General features: G+C 44.5%; 11 protein-coding genes and 2 riboswitches. Of the genes, 5 read left to right on the top strand and 6 right to left on the bottom strand.

Going from position 1 to position 17,879, the window contains the following annotated elements; all coding sequences use genetic code 11:
- Nucleotide 1: 1 nt before the first annotated feature.
- Genes cobM through KG118_RS09330 form a run of 4 tightly spaced genes read right to left on the bottom strand, consistent with a single transcriptional unit; the run spans nt 2 to nt 5,592 of the window.
- Entirely contained in the window at nt 2-1,855 is a 1,854-nt protein-coding gene (cobM, locus tag KG118_RS09345) for a precorrin-4 C(11)-methyltransferase (RefSeq protein ID WP_117712794.1), read from the bottom strand.
- Nucleotides 1,856-1,902: 47 nt separating this feature from the next.
- A complete protein-coding gene (cbiE, locus tag KG118_RS09340) occupies nt 1,903-3,135 on the bottom strand; it encodes a precorrin-6y C5,15-methyltransferase (decarboxylating) subunit CbiE (RefSeq protein ID WP_117712746.1) in 1,233 nt (410 codons plus the stop codon).
- A gap of 28 nt (nt 3,136-3,163) precedes the next feature.
- Nucleotides 3,164-4,630 carry a precorrin-3B C(17)-methyltransferase gene (gene cobJ, locus KG118_RS09335; RefSeq protein WP_117712747.1) on the bottom strand — a complete coding sequence of 489 codons (1,467 nt, stop codon included), beginning with the start codon at nt 4,628-4,630 and terminating at the stop codon, nt 3,164-3,166.
- A 17-nt stretch (nt 4,631-4,647) separates the two neighbouring features.
- Complete coding sequence (locus tag KG118_RS09330; protein ID WP_117712748.1) at nt 4,648-5,592, bottom strand: sirohydrochlorin cobaltochelatase; 945 nt, start codon at nt 5,590-5,592, stop codon at nt 4,648-4,650.
- 255 nt (nt 5,593-5,847) lie between these two features.
- Nucleotides 5,848-6,045: riboswitch (cobalamin riboswitch) on the top strand.
- Nucleotides 6,046-6,150: 105 nt separating this feature from the next.
- Between KG118_RS09330 and KG118_RS09325 the strand changes: the two genes are divergently transcribed.
- From KG118_RS09325 to nrdG, 5 genes are all read left to right on the top strand, one after another.
- Complete coding sequence (locus tag KG118_RS09325; RefSeq protein WP_233514914.1) at nt 6,151-8,532, top strand: TonB-dependent receptor; 2,382 nt, start codon at nt 6,151-6,153, stop codon at nt 8,530-8,532.
- A gap of 20 nt (nt 8,533-8,552) precedes the next feature.
- Nucleotides 8,553-9,863 carry a hypothetical protein gene (locus tag KG118_RS09320; RefSeq protein ID WP_117712749.1) on the top strand — a complete coding sequence of 437 codons (1,311 nt, stop codon included), beginning with the start codon at nt 8,553-8,555 and terminating at the stop codon, nt 9,861-9,863.
- Between the two features lie 112 nt (nt 9,864-9,975).
- Complete coding sequence (locus tag KG118_RS09315; RefSeq protein ID WP_117712750.1) at nt 9,976-11,436, top strand: PepSY domain-containing protein; 1,461 nt, start codon at nt 9,976-9,978, stop codon at nt 11,434-11,436.
- A 180-nt stretch (nt 11,437-11,616) separates the two neighbouring features.
- Nucleotides 11,617-11,836: riboswitch (cobalamin riboswitch) on the top strand.
- A 125-nt stretch (nt 11,837-11,961) separates the two neighbouring features.
- Entirely contained in the window at nt 11,962-14,055 is a 2,094-nt protein-coding gene (gene nrdD, locus KG118_RS09310; protein ID WP_117712751.1) for an anaerobic ribonucleoside-triphosphate reductase, read from the top strand.
- Complete coding sequence (gene nrdG, locus KG118_RS09305) at nt 14,039-14,503, top strand: anaerobic ribonucleoside-triphosphate reductase activating protein (RefSeq protein WP_117712752.1); 465 nt, start codon at nt 14,039-14,041, stop codon at nt 14,501-14,503. The genes nrdD and nrdG overlap by 17 nt, the downstream gene beginning before the upstream one ends.
- 108 nt (nt 14,504-14,611) lie before the next feature.
- On the opposite strand, the gene KG118_RS09300 is transcribed toward nrdG, so the two are convergent.
- Entirely contained in the window at nt 14,612-15,637 is a 1,026-nt protein-coding gene (locus KG118_RS09300) for a sirohydrochlorin cobaltochelatase (RefSeq protein ID WP_117712753.1), read from the bottom strand.
- 46 nt (nt 15,638-15,683) lie between these two features.
- Nucleotides 15,684-17,777 carry a TonB-dependent receptor plug domain-containing protein gene (locus KG118_RS09295; protein WP_117712754.1) on the bottom strand — a complete coding sequence of 698 codons (2,094 nt, stop codon included), beginning with the start codon at nt 17,775-17,777 and terminating at the stop codon, nt 15,684-15,686.
- Nucleotides 17,778-17,879 lie beyond the last annotated feature (102 nt).

The raw sequence follows: 17,879 nt of genomic DNA, 5'->3' as shown, positions 1-17,879 counted from the left end.
TTTATTTTCTGAATAAGTGTTTGAATTCGTGTGCATATAGTCGCGACAGTCCCTCACGATTGCCGATAGCCTCGCCTACAACAATCATGGTTGTCAGGGTCAGGTTGTTCTCTTTCACTATTCGGGCAAGGTCTTTCAGTTCTCCCCGGAAGATGCGCTCGTCCTTCCAAGTCAGGTGATAGCATACGGCTACGGGGGTCGTTTCCGGATATTCCTGCAGAAGTTCAGTTTGCACCTGTTCTGCAATGCCTGCGCTAAGGAAGATGCACATAGTACTTTGCGAGTGTGCCATGAGGTGCAGCTTTTCCCGTTCGGGCATGGGGGTTCGTCCTTCGCCACGGGTGAGTATGATGCTTTGCACCTTCTCCGGAATAGTGAACTGCGACTTTAAAGCTGCCGCCGCTGCTTGGAAAGAAGATATACCCGGTGTGATGTGATAACTCATGCCATATCGGTCAAAGTAATTCATCTGTTCCTGTATCGCTCCGTAAATGCAGGGATCACCGGTATGCAGGCGTACGATGAACTTGCCTTTATCGTAGAATTCCTTCATTAGTGCGAACTGCTCCTCCAAGTCCATAGAAGCGGAACTGCGGACTGTTGCTCCGGGTTTGGCACAGAGTGTCAGTTCACGGGGCACAAGGCTGCCTGCATAAAGAATGAGGTCGGCCTTTTCCAACATTTCCCGTCCGCGTACGGAGATAAGGTCGGGATCGCCGGGACCTGCACCGACAATCTCAATGTGCCCCCGGCGCGAGACACAAATATCCATGGCAGCTGCTACCGTATAGTTCTCACCTTTTTGTTTTGGCATTATCAATTGGCTGTTTCCGGCAGAGAGCAGTGCCGCGGCTTCGCTTACACTGGGTGTTCCCATGTGCTTCATTACTGTTTTACTGGGGTGTGGCACATCTACTGTCGCCAGTTCCCCGGCTGTATAAAAATGAATATTATATTTCTTTTTGAGCGACTTCACTACCGGTTCATCACGCTTGGCGTCAATTGTGGAAATGGATGCGATGGCCTGATGAAGGATGTTGTATTCTTTCAAACTGTCCAAAATATTTTCCACTACTTTCTTCGTAGGCCCGGCTTGGCGGGCAAGTCCGATACCGATGTGTAGTACGCGTGGTACATAACAGATGGACGGTACTTCTTCTATGTAGGGCACTTGCGGAGAAACGCACAGCACCAGTTTAAAGCAGGAAGGCTTGATGTCTTTCAGTCGGTAGAAAACCTCTACGTGGGGAGGAAGATGGGCTTCGAGCCAGTCAGTACCCTTGTCTCGGACTTCGAGCAGCAGAGCTGTCGGCTTGCCGGCTACAAAGAGACTGATAGGCTCGTTCATACATGCTTTCATTTTCTCTTCGGGAGTTTTGGCAAGCTCTGCCAGCAGGAGGGCCGAAGCGTCTACATTGATTACCGGAAACCAGTCGAAGCGTTCGGGCAGCTTGTCCAGTGCCCATAATCCGGTGAGGTCGCTTTGGGTAGTTATTATGGGTTCGGCTCCCAGTGTACCTGCTATTATTTCGGTCAGTTCGTTAGCTCCACCGATATGTCCGGAGAGGACGGAAATGGCATATTTGCCGGTACTGTCCACGCAAATTACGGCGGGGTCGGTGTACTTATTCTTCACGCAGGGAGCAATGGAGCGTACGCAGATGCCCATAGCGCCGATAAAAATAAATGCATCGTAGCGGTTGAAGTTCTCAACGATGAAGGTGCCGGTCGATTCTATATGCGTACACCCGTCTTCATGGCGTGGGGTGAAAATTTCCGCTTCAGGAAACTCTTTGAGCAGTAGTTGTGCAGAAGACAGTCCGGCTTCCGAGATGAGCATGATAGCTGTCTTCATATGGAGAGTATCGGTTTTCATAATGGATATATCTTATTTAATTGAAATTATGAAAGTGTCGCTTTCATAATTTCAATTGGATTATAATCATTCAGTGCAATACGTGTAGAAGGATGCAGTGTAAAGCCGGCGGCTTTTGCTCCTTCTATGAATGCGTTTTTACTTTCTGCCGATACGGAGTTGAAAACTATGCAGCCGTTGGGCTGTAACGTTTCTTTTATTTTCATCAGCATTTCCGGCAGATGTCCACCGTGTCCGCCTATAAAGACGGCATCGGGGCGGGAGAGGGTATCGGTTGCCGTTTGCAGGAAGTCGCCGATGATTGCCGTAATGCCCGGTGTACCGAAACGGCGGCTGTTGATATTCATCAGTTCTTTGCCTTCTTCACGTATTTCAAAGGAAACTATCGTAAGGTGGGGAAACTGTAATCGGGCTTCAATGGAAACCGAGCCGGTGCAGAAGCCTATATCCCAGAATACACGATGTCGGTTCAGTTCCAATGCCTGCAATGTGAGCAAGCGGATAGGGGCTTTGGTTATCATCCGGGCACGTCCGTCCAGATGGGCGAACTGTTCATCGGGGATACCGAAAGGACGGGATTCGGGAAAGGAGGTGGCATAAAGCAACAGGTTATTAGGATACTGAAACTCGTCTTGTACCGCTTCTTTCAATGTCATGTGACGGATACGTTCTTTTTCAGGATTGCCGAGATGTTCCCCTACATACATTGTATATCGTTGGTAGCCGTACTCCAGCATACGGGCGGCGATAGCGGCGGGTGTATGTTCCCGGTCGGTGAGGACACCTATCTTGGGAGCACGTTCAATCAGAGCGCGGTCGAAGTCATGCCAGGGACGTCCTGTCAGCGAAACGGTGCGCATATCATTGTAGGGCATTACGAGACGGTGTGCTAATGTTTGTAGTGAGTTGAAAGATGGATAAAGCTTGATGTCCGCATCCGGCAGCTTCCGTTTTACCGTATTGGCAAAGCCGAAAAACAAAGGGTCGCCCGATGCGAAAATAATAATTTGACTGATATCCGATTCAGTTTGTCTGTATTCGTCACTGCCGAACACTCTTTCATATTGTGCGAACACATTATCCAATGGTACGGAAATGGAAATCCATTCCGCATCTTCCGGCAATAAGCTTTTGACAATCCCCCTATGTCGTACTCCTCCCGAAAATACCTTTCCATTCCGTATGTGTTCCAATACTTCCGGCGAAAAGAAAGGTACTCGGTTATCGTCCATTCCTATAATGATAAATTTCCGTTCCATCCCTAATCTCTAATCACTGATTACTATTTCACACATCTCGTCCCGGTCTTAACAATTCCGCATCATTGTAACACAAAATAGAGTTTACCAATGTTGCGGCGAGATTACTTCCTCCTTTGCGTCCTTCCACAATTATTTTCGGAATCCGGATGAAAGGTTTAATCATATGTTTGGACTCCTGTACGTGTACAAAGCCTACCGGAGCAGCGATAATTCCTGTGGGATGTGCTTTTCCTTTGCGTATAAGGTCGCAGAGTTCCATTAGTGCAGTCGGAGCGTTGCCGAATACGAAGAGGGCATCGGGATAATCTTCAACGGCAAGGCGTGTGCCCGCCTGTGTACGGGTGATACCTTTCTCTGATGCCATTGCAGCGGTACGAGAATCACCGAGATAGCACTTTACCTCTACACCCAAACGTTCCAAAGCCCCTTTACGAATACCGCTGGCAGCCATTGTTACGTCTGTGATGATTGTCCGTATGCGCCCCTCAATGATATCTTGATACAGCGTTTCCACGGCTCTTTCGTCTGTGTGCAGCAACTTCTCCATTTCAAAGTCTGCGGTGGTATGGATAGCGTGCAGTAACGCCCATTTATGGTCGAGTGGGATATTCTTGTTTGTCAATTCTTTCTCAATGGTACGGAAACTCCGTATCATAATGTCCTGCCCTTTGTTGGTCTGGAGTTGACCTTTAGAACTCTGGAGTTGAGGTTTAGCGGCGTCAAGTTGAGGTTTAGCAGTCTCAACCTCTTCCCTGTAATATCCCCGTGGAGTAATCATCGTTCCGTTCCACTCGTACGACTGTGAATTGCCTATCAGTATCACGGTAAACATATCCACCTCTTCGGGATTGAACACTTCCAGTGTCGTGATGTGCACCTCCTGTTCCGGACGTCCTGCCTGGCGTACATATCCTACGGGTGTCTCCGGTGCACGTCCTTCCTGCAAGAACAACTCTTTCAGTCGGTACAGTTGCCAGTAGCGTCCTTCGCTTTTTGGATTATAGACAGCCGTTACGAAATCAGCTGCTGCTGCGGCTATGATACGTTTTTCGATGCGTTCCCACGGTGTCATCAGGTCTGAGAGGGAAATGACGCAGAAGTCGTGTCCCACCGGCGCACCCAACAGGGAAGCCGCTTTCTGGAAAGCACTGATACCCGGCAGAGAAACAATCTCTACATTACTATGTCGTTTCCGCTTCATTTCATAGATAAGTGGTGTCATGCCGTAAATCCCTGCATCGCCCGAACTGATAACACATACTGTCTTACCCTGTTCCGCCAGCTCAAATGCTTGCTCGGCACGGGTACGTTCCCGCTTCATCCCGGTATCCACGCACTGCGTTCCGGGGCGGAGGTGGGGAGTGGTAAATTGAAAATAATATTTATATCCCACTACTATATCCGCTTCTTGCAAAGCGGCAATTACGGCGGGCGTAATGTCTTGCTCATTGCCCGGACCGATGCCGGCAACTATTATTTTGGGCTGTTTCATATATTCTCTAAGTAATTTTATTCCGGTTTTTTACTTGCCGCATATGCAGCTTTCTTCTCCATAATACCCTGCATGCGATGTTTCAAACCGAAGCGGATGTGGTCAATAAATATTTCTTGTATTTCGGGCACTTGTCCCAAACCTTCCATGCGTACATGGACGGTATAACCTTCCTTTTCGAGCTGTTCTTTCCACTCTCCGGCAATATCGTTTTTGGCATGGTCGCCGGCAACGAACATTAATGGGACGAGTGTTATGCTCCTTGCTTTGGCAGCTTTCAGTTGTGCCAGCATGGTTTCAAAAGTAGGATAGCCTTCAATAGTACCTACATGGAAATTTGTCAGTTCATTAGCTTTCAGCATATAGTCTATCTGGCTGTATATGGCTGTGCTGGGAGTAGAAGTTCCATGTCCTACAAGAACGATGTGCTCTTTGGGGCTTTTCTTTCCGTTTGCAGGGGTATTGAGACGATTTCCCAAAATACCGATTACCTTTTTTGTGTCCCCTGTTGAATAGAACAGCGGAGTACCCACACGGATTTCCTTAAAGAAAGGAAGTACACTTTCCACATCGCGACGGAGTGATTCCATTTCTACTCCTTCAATAATATTGGTACTTTGAATAATGATATGTGTGTATCCTTCACTGCGTAGTTGGAGCAATGCGTCCAGTGGAGTCATTTTGTCGATACCCCGCGCCTTAAGGCGACGGATGATGATACGCGATGTATATGCTTCTTTAAATTTCAGTTCGGGAAAAATGGCTTGTGCTTTTGTATTAATGGCGTCAATCGTCAATGCACGAGTGTCATCGTATGTAGTGCCGAAGTGCACCATGAGCAGAGCTGCTTTGTCACCGTGTTTCATATTTGCCAACATATCGCTTGCTACAAAGTTTCCCTCTTCGACTGCGGAACAGAAGATAGAAAACATGGTTAATATTAATAATAAACTTGTTCTCATAATGTGACTGAATTTGGGTTTTACAACTTGATAAGCTTCACCGGATTACTTTTATATAGCAGACGGAATGTGTTGCCATATCATCTAAATCGAAGCAAAGATAGATATTAATTTTATATTTTGAGATAATAAGTTAATGATTAATTTATGCTGAATATGTATTGCGTAAAAGAAAAAACATTGTACCTTTGCATCCGAAAATCAAATCTTTAGGGCACGAGTCTAATGTCTTACAACCCTTAATGTTTTGGTTATGACATTGTTATATATATTGGTTCGTTTTCTTCATTATATGAAGAACGATTAAAAGGGAATCAGGTGAAACTCCTGAACAGTCCCGCTGCTGTAAGCTCTTTACTATATTGCCGAAGATATACGCCACTGTCTGTTTTAAGATGGGAAGGTTTCGGTAATGGAGCGAGTCAGAAGACCTGCCAATTTATTTGTGTTTTTAAAGCTTTCGGGGAATGAGGCTGAAAACAGTATTCACGAGGACCTTTCTATGATTTGTTACCTCTGTTTGTTTCTGTGCTTTTCTCGAAAAATAAATTTTAAAGAATGGCATACAAAAGAAACATCAACTACTTATTCCGTACATTATTATTTGTATCCTTATTATTGCTTTCTGATTTTCTGGCAGCACAAGGCACAGTCATTATTTCCGGAATAATATCGGACGCAAACAAGCATCCTCTATCAGCAGCAATGATAGCTGTTGAAAATTCCACAACGGGCACTTACTCAAACGACAAGGGGGAATATTCTTTGCGGGTCGCATCCGGTAAACACAAACTTGTGGTTTCATTATATGGGTACAATACCGTTAAGAAAGAGATCAATGTAAGCAAGAATGAAATCCTTAATTTTAAGCTGGAAGAAAATTCGGTGGATTTGCAATCTGTAACTGTGTATGGGAAGAGCCAGACACAGAAGTTGCGCGAAGGGGCTTATACGGTTAATGCTGTTGATGTAAAGTCCATAGCTAACTCTACTACTAACCTGAATGATATCATCAATCGTACTACCGGTATCAAGGTACGGACAGAAGGCGGACTGGGGGCTGATTTTGAACTCTCTCTGAATGGAATGTCCGGTAATGCAGTTCGTTACTTTGTGGATGGAGTACCTATGGATACCAAGGGGACAGAAATTTCGCTGGCCAACTTTCCGGTGAATACAATTGACCATATTGAAATTTATAAAGGGGTTGTCCCTGCTTATTTAGGCGCTGATGCTTTAGGAGGTGCTATCAATATTATCACTAAAAAAGAAAAAAAGAACTTCTTGGATGCTTCTCTCAGTGTAGGTTCTTTCCATACTTATCTCGCAGACTTGAATGCACAAGTCTATTTCCCCAAAACAGGTATTATCTTGAAACCGACAGTCGGCTTTAATTATTCCAAAAATGATTATAAGGTAAAGGATGTTGAACTGTGGAATGAAGAATCAGGTAAATACCAACTGACTAATGCTAAGCGTTTTCATGATGATTATCTTTCAGTGCTGGCTCAGGTAGAAGTGGGAGTGGAAAATAAGAAATGGGCTGATGCTTTCTATGTTTCCGGTTCTTACTCGAAGGTGGACAAGGAATTACAGACAGGGGCTATGCAAAGCATTGTTTATGGTATGGCAGAGAGGCAGCAGGATGCTTGGAATATGTCAGCACGTTATCGCAAAAAGGACTTTCTGATTGAGAAACTGGCTATGAATGCGCTTGTTTCCCATACATGGGATCATGCACTCACTATAGATACTGCTTTCCGTAAATATAGCTGGAACGGAGCATATATTGAAAGTGCACGGAATGAGATAACCGGATATGGCAAACAATTGCGTCATTACAAACGTCCGCTTACAGTGGTGCGTGCCAATTTAAATTATGATTTTAATAAGCATCACTCTCTTAATTTTAACTATTTGCTGACACGTACGGGAAACAAACGCTACGATGATTTTGATGATGAGTTTGTCCCGTCGAATGATGTACTGGCAAAACATATTGTCGGTCTTTCGTATAATCAGTCGTTCTTGAACGATAAGTTGGTGAATACCTTTTTTCTGAAAGACTATATCAATCACGTCAAGATAGAACAGACAGACTTGTCCTGGATAACCAATTCAGCCAATATGCCACGAAGCACTACGAAAAGTAATCCGGGCTACGGATTGGGTGTGCGCTATAACTTTTGCGAACCTTTTGCCTTGAAAGCATCCTACGAACATACCGTTCGCCTTCCATTAGCCAGGGAGTTATTGGGAAATGGGACAACTATATATGCCAATCTCGCCTTAAAACCTGAACATAGCAATAACTTTAATGTGGGTGCTTTTGGAAATATTCGTTTGGCATCCAAACATCTTCTTTACTACGAAGCAAATGCGTTTTATCGAAAAGTAGAGGATTATATACATGCTGTGGTGTCGGAAGTAGAAGGTATGATGCAGTATGACAATATCTCTAATGTAACAATGAAAGGAGCCGAAGGAGAATTGCGCTATACTTATGATAATATATTGCAACTAACAACTAACTGTAGTTATCAGGAGGCGCGTGACATGAATCCGTTGAAGAAAGACGGGAAACCTTCTGTGACCTATAAGAATAAGATACCTAACAGACCGTGGCTGTTTAGTAACACCGAACTGACTCTGACGCAAAGGAATCTTTTCCAAAGAAATGATAAAGTACGTTTCGGCTATTTATATCAATACGTTCATTGGTTTTACTTGACATGGGAAGGGTATGGTTCGTTAGATAGTAAGTCTAAAATCCCGACACAGCACCAGCATATCGCTACTTTGACCTACTCATGGCATAAGGAAAGATATAATGTAACGTTGGAGTGCAATAACCTTTTTGACAGTAAAATATATGATAATTATATGCTCCAGAAACCTGGACGCTCTTTCTTGTGTAAGTTCAGAATATTCATTCATTAATCATTCAAATAAAAAAGGAAATGAAAAAAATTAAATTCTTAGTATGGGCATTTGCCGCTGTCATGACAACCATGTCTTTCAGTGCTTGTAGTGATGACGATGATAACTCCGGAGATATCGGTGGCGAAACAATTGATAAGGTGCATTATGATATTTGGGTTTCGCTTGGTTCCAGTGGTATGGGATCAGATGAGGCATTGCTGGTAAAAAGTGTCAATTCCCTTGAAGGTGACGAAACTATTAACTTTAGGAATTCTGGTTGTGATGTAACATCTAAACTCTATCAGGAATCCCTTATTAAGGGACAATATTATTATCAGATCCCGAAGGAAAAAGACCGTTTCGGCAAATATCAGATTTCAAATGTGGCTATTTCAACAGTTGCCGAACAGGCTTTCAAAACGAATACCTATAAAGATCGCCGTTATTCATTTGCTTGGCTGAACGATGATTCTTTCGTGATAATAGCTGCCAACGGTTCTGCCAATGAGGTCCTTTGGACTAAAATCAATGCCGGTACGATGAAGATTGAGGGAGAAGGCGATTTGGGATTGGCCGAACTTACCGGGATTAAAAAATACAGTACTTCCGGTTTGGCACGATATCGTAAATCGGATAATAAGATTATCTATGCTTTTCAAGACAAAAGTGACGATACCGGCTTCTATGTAGCGTTTATTGATGTAGCTACCATGAAGGTTGAAAAATATGTGAAGGAAGAGCGTGCAGAGCAAATGGCAGGTACTGCCTATGGTGAATTGCTACAAAATAAGATGTTCTTTGATAACAACGAAAACCTTTATATTGCTTGTAATAGCCGCATTCCGAATTCGGAAGCAAGCACTTGTCAATATGGTCGTTTGCTCCGCATAAATAAAGGAGAAACGGAATTTGACAAGTCTTATACCGGCTTTCATAAGAATGCGAATAAAGAGGCTGATCAGGGCAAGCTGGTAACCGTAGATTATCTGGGAAACAACAAGGCATTGATTTACATACAAGATCCTAAATTTACGGGTTGTGGTGATGATAATTCCAAATATGAAAAGGATAAGAACTGGGGTAACGCTTATAACTGTTATTATGCCTTGCTTGATTTGACTACAGATGAGGTGACGGAATTGACTTGTGATGGCAAGAAATTGCCTTATAGCAGCGGTACTTTCTCTCAACGTTCGTTTATCTTAAATGGAAAGGCATATATCGGTGTCAATCCTGAACATTCTGCTCCGTGTGTATATGTATATGACATCAAAAGTGGTAATATGAAGAAGGGAATCACTATCCAGGAAGGTTACGACTTTAGCCGTATTGTATATATTGCAGATTAAATACTAATCATTTGGCAATTGTAAAGACAGCCGGGACAAAGGGGATTGTAAGATGCCCGCTGTTCCGGTTTTGTCTTATTATAAGTTTGTCAGTCTGTAAATATCAGTATTTATGAAGAGAATAAATAGATATACCTTCTCCATTCACCGCATTTTCGGAACAGTTATAGCATTGTTCTTTTTTATGTGGTTCGTATCGGGACTTATCTTGATTTATCATCCATATCCCCGTTTGTCGGACAGTGAGGTTTATGCGATGAAAGAGACATTGCCCGATTCCCTGCCTTGCATACAGGAGTATACGGAACGTATTCCCGGTGCTGTCAAAAACATACGTGTCCGTCAGTTTCAGGGACAGACGCTTGTGGAGTTGAAAACAAAAGACACTACCTGGCTTTTGTGTGCAGATACCCTGCAACAAGTAAAGTCGGTGACGTACGCTACGATAGAACAGATTGCCCGGAAGTGGGTGGATGCTCCTATCCGGCGTGTAGATACGCTCTATGAACGTACACAATGGATTCTATATAGCCGTTATGAGCGTGAACTTCCTATTTACCGTTTCTACTTTGATGATGCGGAAAAGCATGAATTGTTTGTCGCTAAACGTACGGGAGAAGTGCAACAACTGACGGATGCTTCCGGGCGTTTCTGGGCGTGGATGGGAGCTATTCCGCATAAGTTTTATCTTCCTTTTATCAGGAAAGATGTTTCTATCTGGCAGACGAGTCTTACCGTAGGTGGATTTCTGTGCCTGATAGCTTCTCTTACTGGGTTTTATCTTGGAATATATTTGTTGTTGAAACGGTATAAAAAGAAAAGACAATGGGAAGTTCCGTATAAAAGATTTTGGTATCGCTGGCATTATCTGATAGGTCTTGTGTTTGGCATAGCTCTGATTGCATGGAGTGTCAGTGGAGTTTTCTCCATGCAGAGGGTTCCGAGGTGGATGATACCAATGAAGGGAGATTATTTCTTCAGTTATTCCAAGATGTGGGGTAAGAAACCTCTGGCTGTTGAAGCCTATCAACTGGATTACCGTAAGCTGAAAGAAACCTATCCGGAACTGAAAGAAGTGGCGTGGACTCATTATGGAGAGATTCCTGTCTATACCATAATAGAAGGGGAAAACGAACGCTTGATAGATGCTTCCACAGAGGAAGTGCGTGAGTTGTTCATCCCGGAAACTACTATTATAGGAGGGATGAAACGCCTTCATGGAGACAGCGTACAGTTCCATATTTCGCTAATGGAGCATTACGACAATTATTACCTCGACCGTGATAATTCGCTCCCTTTGCCTGTGTATAAGGTGGAAGTGGACGATGGGGACAAAACACTTTATTATATCAGTCCGGAGACGGGATACGTTCGTTTCCTGAACCATAATAAAATTGTGAGGAAGTGGTTGTTCAGCGGTATTCACTATCTGAATATACAATGGTTGATAGAACGCCCTGTATTATGGACTATTGCAATTTGGCTGGTTTGCATAGTGGGAGCTGCTTTTTCCTTTACCGGAATATGGCTGGGGATGAGATATATAAAGCGTAGCTGTAAAAGGCGCAAATAATAAAAAAATCATCTTGCGGGACGGTTTATTTTGTCTCGTGAGATGAATATTTTCATCCTGTGAGATGGTTTATTTCATCTCACGGGATGACTTTTTTTAGCTCATGAGACGGATTCTTTCATCTTATGGATTTGCCATTTTTTTCCTTGGAATTTTCATTGCGTTGCCGAATTTCTTTCTATCTTTGTCAGCGAATATGGTTTCCGAATCATCTTGGCGTGACGAGGAATTAAAAGGGAATCCTGTGCAAGTCAGGAACTATCCCCGTAGCTGTAAGTTTTGTCCCTTTCATGAGGGAAATGTTGCAACACTCCATAGCCACTGGTTATGTAAAATACAAGACCGGGAAGGCGTTGCAGCAGAAGCGAGTCAGAAGACCTGCCATCGTTCATAATCATTCATTCAGTGCTTTCGGGTGAAAAGCTATAGAACGAGTCCGTTGAAGATTCATTTTATTCCTTACTATTCTGTGCATTGTTTTGTGTGAATAATCGTTGGTTATCATTTAAATCTTAAATTATAGACATGATTAATTCAGAGACTTTTATCGTCAAGAGGGACGGCAAGAAAGAGATGTTTTCGCTTGACAAAATCAAAAATGCAATCAGCAAGGCATTTTTATCAGTAGGGAGTTTTGCTACTCAGGATGTTATCACCAATATTCTTAGCCGGGTGAGCGTCAGTGACGAAACAAGTGTGGAAGATATTCAGAATCAAGTGGAAGTTGCTCTCATGGCAGAGCATTATTATGCAGTGGCAAAATCGTTTATGCTGTATCGGCAGAAGCATCTGGAAGACCGCGAAGTGCGCGACAAACTCCGTTTTCTGCTGGATTATTGCGATGCTTCCAATCCGGCTACAGGCAGCAAGTATGATGCCAACGCCAATGTGGAGAATAAGAATGTTGCTACACTGATAGGCGAATTACCGAAAGCCAATTTTATTCGTCTGAACCGCCGTCTGCTGACCGACCGCCTGAAAGATATGTATGGCAAAGAAGTGTCCGACAGGTATCTGGAACTACTGAATCATCACTATATCTATAAGAATGACGAAACAAGTCTTGCCAATTATTGCGCCAGCATCACCATGTATCCCTGGCTGATAGGCGGAACGACTTCTATAGGCGGCAATTCCACCGCGCCTACCAACTTGAAGTCTTTCTGCGGCGGATTTATCAATATGGTGTTTATCGTGTCCAGTATGTTGAGCGGTGCTTGTGCCACGCCGGAGTTCCTGATGTATATGAACCATTTTGTCGGCAAGGAGTTTGGCGAAGACTACTATCTGCATTCCGACAAGATAGTAGACCTTTCCACCAAACAGCGGACCATAGACAAGGTGATTACGGATTGCTTCGAGCAAGTGGTTTATTCCATCAACCAGCCTACGGGAGCAAGGAACTTCCAGGCGGTATTCTGGAACGTGGCCTATTATGACAAGTATTACTTCAACAGCCTTTTCGAACACTTCGTCTTTCCCGACGGAAGCAAGCCCGACTGGGAGTCATTGAGCTGGCTGCAAAAGCGTTTTATGAAATGGTTCAATAAGGAACGTACCAAGACTGTGCTTACTTTCCCGGTGGAGACTATGGCACTGCTGACCAAGGACGGTGACGTGTTGGATAAGGAATACGGTGATTTCACAGCCGAGATGTATGCCGAAGGACATTCGTTCTTTACCTATATGAGCGACAATGCCGACTCTTTGAGTAGCTGCTGCCGCTTGCGCAATGAGATACAGGACAACGGTTTTAGTTATACTTTGGGAGCGGGCGGTGTGTCTACCGGTTCAAAGAGTGTGTTGACAATCAATCTGAACCGTTGCATACAACATGCGGTGAAGTCCGGTATGCTGTACCACTTCTTCCTTGAAGAAGTGGTAGACCTAGTGCATAAAGTGCAAATGGCCTACAACGAGAATTTGAAACAGCTTCAAAGCAAAGGTATGTTGCCTCTGTTCGACGCAGGCTATATCAACCTGGGACGCCAATATCTTACTATCGGCGTAAACGGGCTGGTGGAAGCGGCGCAGTTTATGGGCATAGAGATTAACGACAACCCGAAGTATGAAGAATTTGTTCAGGAAATACTGGGCATTGTAGAGAAGTACAACAAGAAGTACCGCACCAAAGACTTGCTCTTCAACTGTGAAATGATACCTGCTGAAAACGTCGGTGTGAAGCATGCCAAGTGGGATAGGGAAGCCGGTTTCCAGACTTTCCGCGATTGCTACAACAGCTACTTCTATATTGTTGAAGATACGTCGTTGAACGTTGTGGATAAGTTCCGCCTGCACGGACATCGCTATATTGAGCATCTTACGGGCGGTTCGGCTCTGCACATGAATATGGAAGAACATTTGAGCAAGGAGCAATACCGCCAGCTACTTCGTGTGGCTGCCACTGAGGGATGTAACTACTTTACATTCAATATTCCGAATACCATTTGCAATGACTGCAACCATATAGACAAACGTTACCTGAAAGAGTGTCCCGTTTGCCACAGTAAGAATGTGGATTATCTCACCCGTATTATCGGCTATATGAAGCGTGTCAGCAACTTCTCTCAACCCCGGCAACAGGAGGCCGCCCGCAGGTATTATGCTCCGGTATGCTGATTATGACATTGTTTTTCAGGAGATACCGGATGAGGTGACGCTCGCTATTAACCTTTCCAACTGTCCCAACGGATGCAAGGGATGTCACAGTCCTTATCTGATGGGAAATGTAGGAGAGCCGTTGACGGAAGAAAGCCTTTCAGGACTTCTCGACAGGTACGGAAAAGCGGTGACCTGCGTCTGCTTTATGGGTGGAGATGCCGCGCCGGATGAAGTGGGACGGTTGGCGGAGTTCCTTCGTTGCCGTTCTGCCGCTTCGGTGAAGGTGGGATGGTATTCCGGCAGGCAGGATTTACCGGCAGGATTTGACATGCGGTATTTCCAGTACATCAAGTTGGGGCCCTATGTGGAAAATCTGGGCGGCTTGAAGTCGGAGCAAACCAACCAGCGGTTATATCGCATTGATAATGGAAAAATGAATGATATTACTTATCGCTTTTGGCGGTAAGGCAACGTATTCTCTCTTTAGTTAAAAAAGCCTGACCTTAATAAGCGGCACATATCCGAATGAAATCGGAATATGTGCCGCTTATTTATTATAGGGAATAGATGCTGATTATTCTTCAGCATTCGGATCGTACATCGGATCGTTCTTCAATGCAGTTTCCATATGACTGATCCATACTTTTACTATGTCCGTATAGTCTCCTAATCCCTTGATGTCGCAGTTGGCAAGCGGACAGGTATATCCGGCTTTAGTAAGTTCGTAGCGCCAGCTTCCTTCTTCGGGAGCAGTTTCGCTTGTACCGCCTTTCATATCATTGTTGGCATGGTCGCCGGCTATGGACATCAATGGATGACAGATAACATCACCGGACGTTTTACCGGCAGTCTGCATACGTGCAATCATATTGTCTACAAAATTGTCTTCCATATCGACGGTAGCTACAAAGTAGTTCTTGTTGAGTTTTTGCAACTCATTTTCCAGCATAGTATAACGTGAGTTACCGTTGCCGTAGTTCCAGCCTTCAGGATTGCCGTGTCCCATGAAAGTGACGAGTTTGCCGGCTGCAACTTTGTCTTTATAGGTATTGTTCAAGATAGTTGCTACTGTCTCTACATCCTCTTCCGATTCCAGTAACGGACCGGCAAGATAGACTTTTACGTCTTCAAATTCGGGGTGATCGCCACTGTTGTGGAAGTCTTTTACTACGCTTTGAACACGTAGAAATTCTTCACCCGGAATGACATGGAGCGACTGTACGCAAACGGTTTTGTATCCGGCAAGGCCGATAGCTTCCAGATAGAAAGAAGGAGCGTAATAGTTCCAGCCCTTTGCAGCGCAACGTGTCATACAGATTTCGGAAGTGAAGGAAAAGTATACGTCCATGTTGTTAAACTTGTCGGCAAACTGCTTCTTCATGCTTTTGAAGGTTTCCTGCGGTGCATCCCAGGTACTTCCGAAGGTAACGAGCAGCAAGGCTGTGTCATGTTTCTTGTTTGCCTTTACCTCAGCGCTTACTGCATCCATCTTTTTGTCGTGGTTGGATTGTGCCACATCGTCATCGTCCGAGCAGGATACTGCGGAGAAAGACATCAAAGCAGCGACCGCTGCCATCATCATTAGTTTGAATTGTTTCATGTTCTAACTTTTTTAAAAGGTTAATATTAATGTTTATAGTTGTTGTTTACTTCTTTGTCTTTTTCTGTCCGAATTGTATCATCAACGATGCATAAAATGTTCGTCCGGCGGTGGTGGTACCATAATGCAGGCCATGATAGGTAGTCTCGTAATAGTTGAATAGGTTGTCGATACCTGCGTTGATTTCTGCATCCCACCGATGTCCCAGACTGAATTGATGACGGGTGTTGAGCCGCCATGTGTTGTAGCCTTTTCCGTCTCCGTCGTCCTGATAGTATCGTTTGCTTTGGATGCGTCCGTATACGCCAAGACCGAGACGATAGCTCCTTCTTTTCCAGTCATGCGACCACGTGGCGCCTATTGTGGCGCGATGATGAGCCATGCCGTCGATTATTACGTGCTTCATTACTTCGTCTTCTTCGTCATATTGATTGGCTTTGGTGTCCAGATAGCTGTAACCACCCGTAAAAATGAGTGACCTTCCGGGCATCCATTTCACATTCACATCTGCACCGTATGTGTGTGCATCATCCATATTTTGGTATTGCCGTACCCGTGCAGGATCGTAGGTGATGACAAGGTCACCCGGAGCCTGGGATGTAGGGATAGTGATAAGCGTTATCATATTCTCCAGCCAGTTGCAGTAACCGGTGGCGCTGATACTGAATTTCTTGCCGTTATATTCGATGCCTCCGGATACATAACGGCTGGTCTGTGGCTCCAGGTCTCTATTCCCTAAATTCAGTATAACGAGAGACATTTGGCGGATGTAGCGGTAATGCAACTCTTTCAGGGTAGGAGTCTTAAATCCCTCGGAGTAGGTGGCACGCAGATTAAAGTCGCCCAATTTGTAGAGCGCGGAAACCTTGGGAGTCAGTCGGGTTCCAAAGTTTTTATTGACGGTTAACCGTGCTCCTGCCGTAATATTAAACCGGTTGATAGGCGACCACTCGTCTTGGGCATAAACGGAAGTCGTGTAGTCCGACACATTCTCCTCGTCCAACCGTCGGGGAGCGTCCAGCCAGTTTATTTCGGTGTCGCTACCTACACTTAGCCGATTGAAATACGGAAGGTTGAACACTCCTTTCGCTTGGATGAGCAGGCGACTCTGATTGCTTTGCAAACCTTTGTCTCCGGCAAAGTAGGGAAAACTGATTTCCTTGCCGTTGTTGTCGAACTCCTTATCCCAGGTTTCGCGGGTATAGGCGTAATAATAGGCATGGCTGTCATAATGAATGTCCAGCATGATACTGTTACTGTTTTTCAGTTTGAGTTTACCGCCTGTCGACACCGAGGCATTACGATATAAGAAATCATAAGTCTTGTAATCGGGTATCCCGCAAGGGCGATATATGCGTTTGCGATAGAAGTCACCGTCTGCATAAAGGCTGATAGCTTTGGAAAGCTGATAGTCAAAGCGTTGGGATACTTGCCAGTCGGTATAGCGATTTACTGTCTTGTTAATGGAGTTTGTAACGGGATACTCATAGCGGTTAGGATCTTCGTTCATCGTATTCTGCCAGCCGTCTGAGTGTTTCAACTGGAAATTTGTTGAAGAAGTCCACTTCCCGAACTTGAATTGAATGGTATTGGACTGGCGGATTTCACCATAAGAGCCGCCGCGGGTAGTATTCTTGATGAGAATGTCATCGCGGTGTTTTTTGGTTATAATGTTGACTACGCCTGCCATCGCGTCGCTTCCGTAGAGCGCTGACGAAGCACCTTTCACAATCTCGATGCGTTCGATGCGTGAGGGATCTATCAGTCCGAGGTTATTTTGTCCGCCTACGTCTCCATGCACTTTCTTTCCGTCTATAAGCAGCAGCACATAGCCGTTGCCCAGTCCGCCCAACTGCATGTTCGAGCCCATATCACTGGTGTTGAAGTCGAATGAGGGACAAAGTCCGGTAAGTATTTCTTCAAGAGAGGTGCCGCCGTAGCTGTCCAGTGTCTTTCGATTGATAACTTCCGTTTGTACAGGGGCGTCTTTCAGATAATGTTCCGTTCCGGTGCCGGTTACCACTACTTCCTGCAACATAAGAGAAAGTTCCTTTTCACTTTTGTTTTCGAGAATGCTTTGTGCTGTGGCGGAGTGCATCGTATATAAGAATACGACTCCGAATAAATACTTGCATTTCATTACTTACCGATTTTATTTATATAAATAAATATATCACGGCACGTTGCTTCTACACACAAAGAGTAATGGCCCGAAAGAGTAAAATAGGAGTCCTATTATATC

This window comes from Bacteroides propionicigenes (genome assembly GCF_018390535.1).
GTDB lineage: Bacteria > Bacteroidota > Bacteroidia > Bacteroidales > Bacteroidaceae > Bacteroides > Bacteroides propionicigenes.
This window is presented reverse-complemented; position numbering and strand designations above follow the sequence as displayed.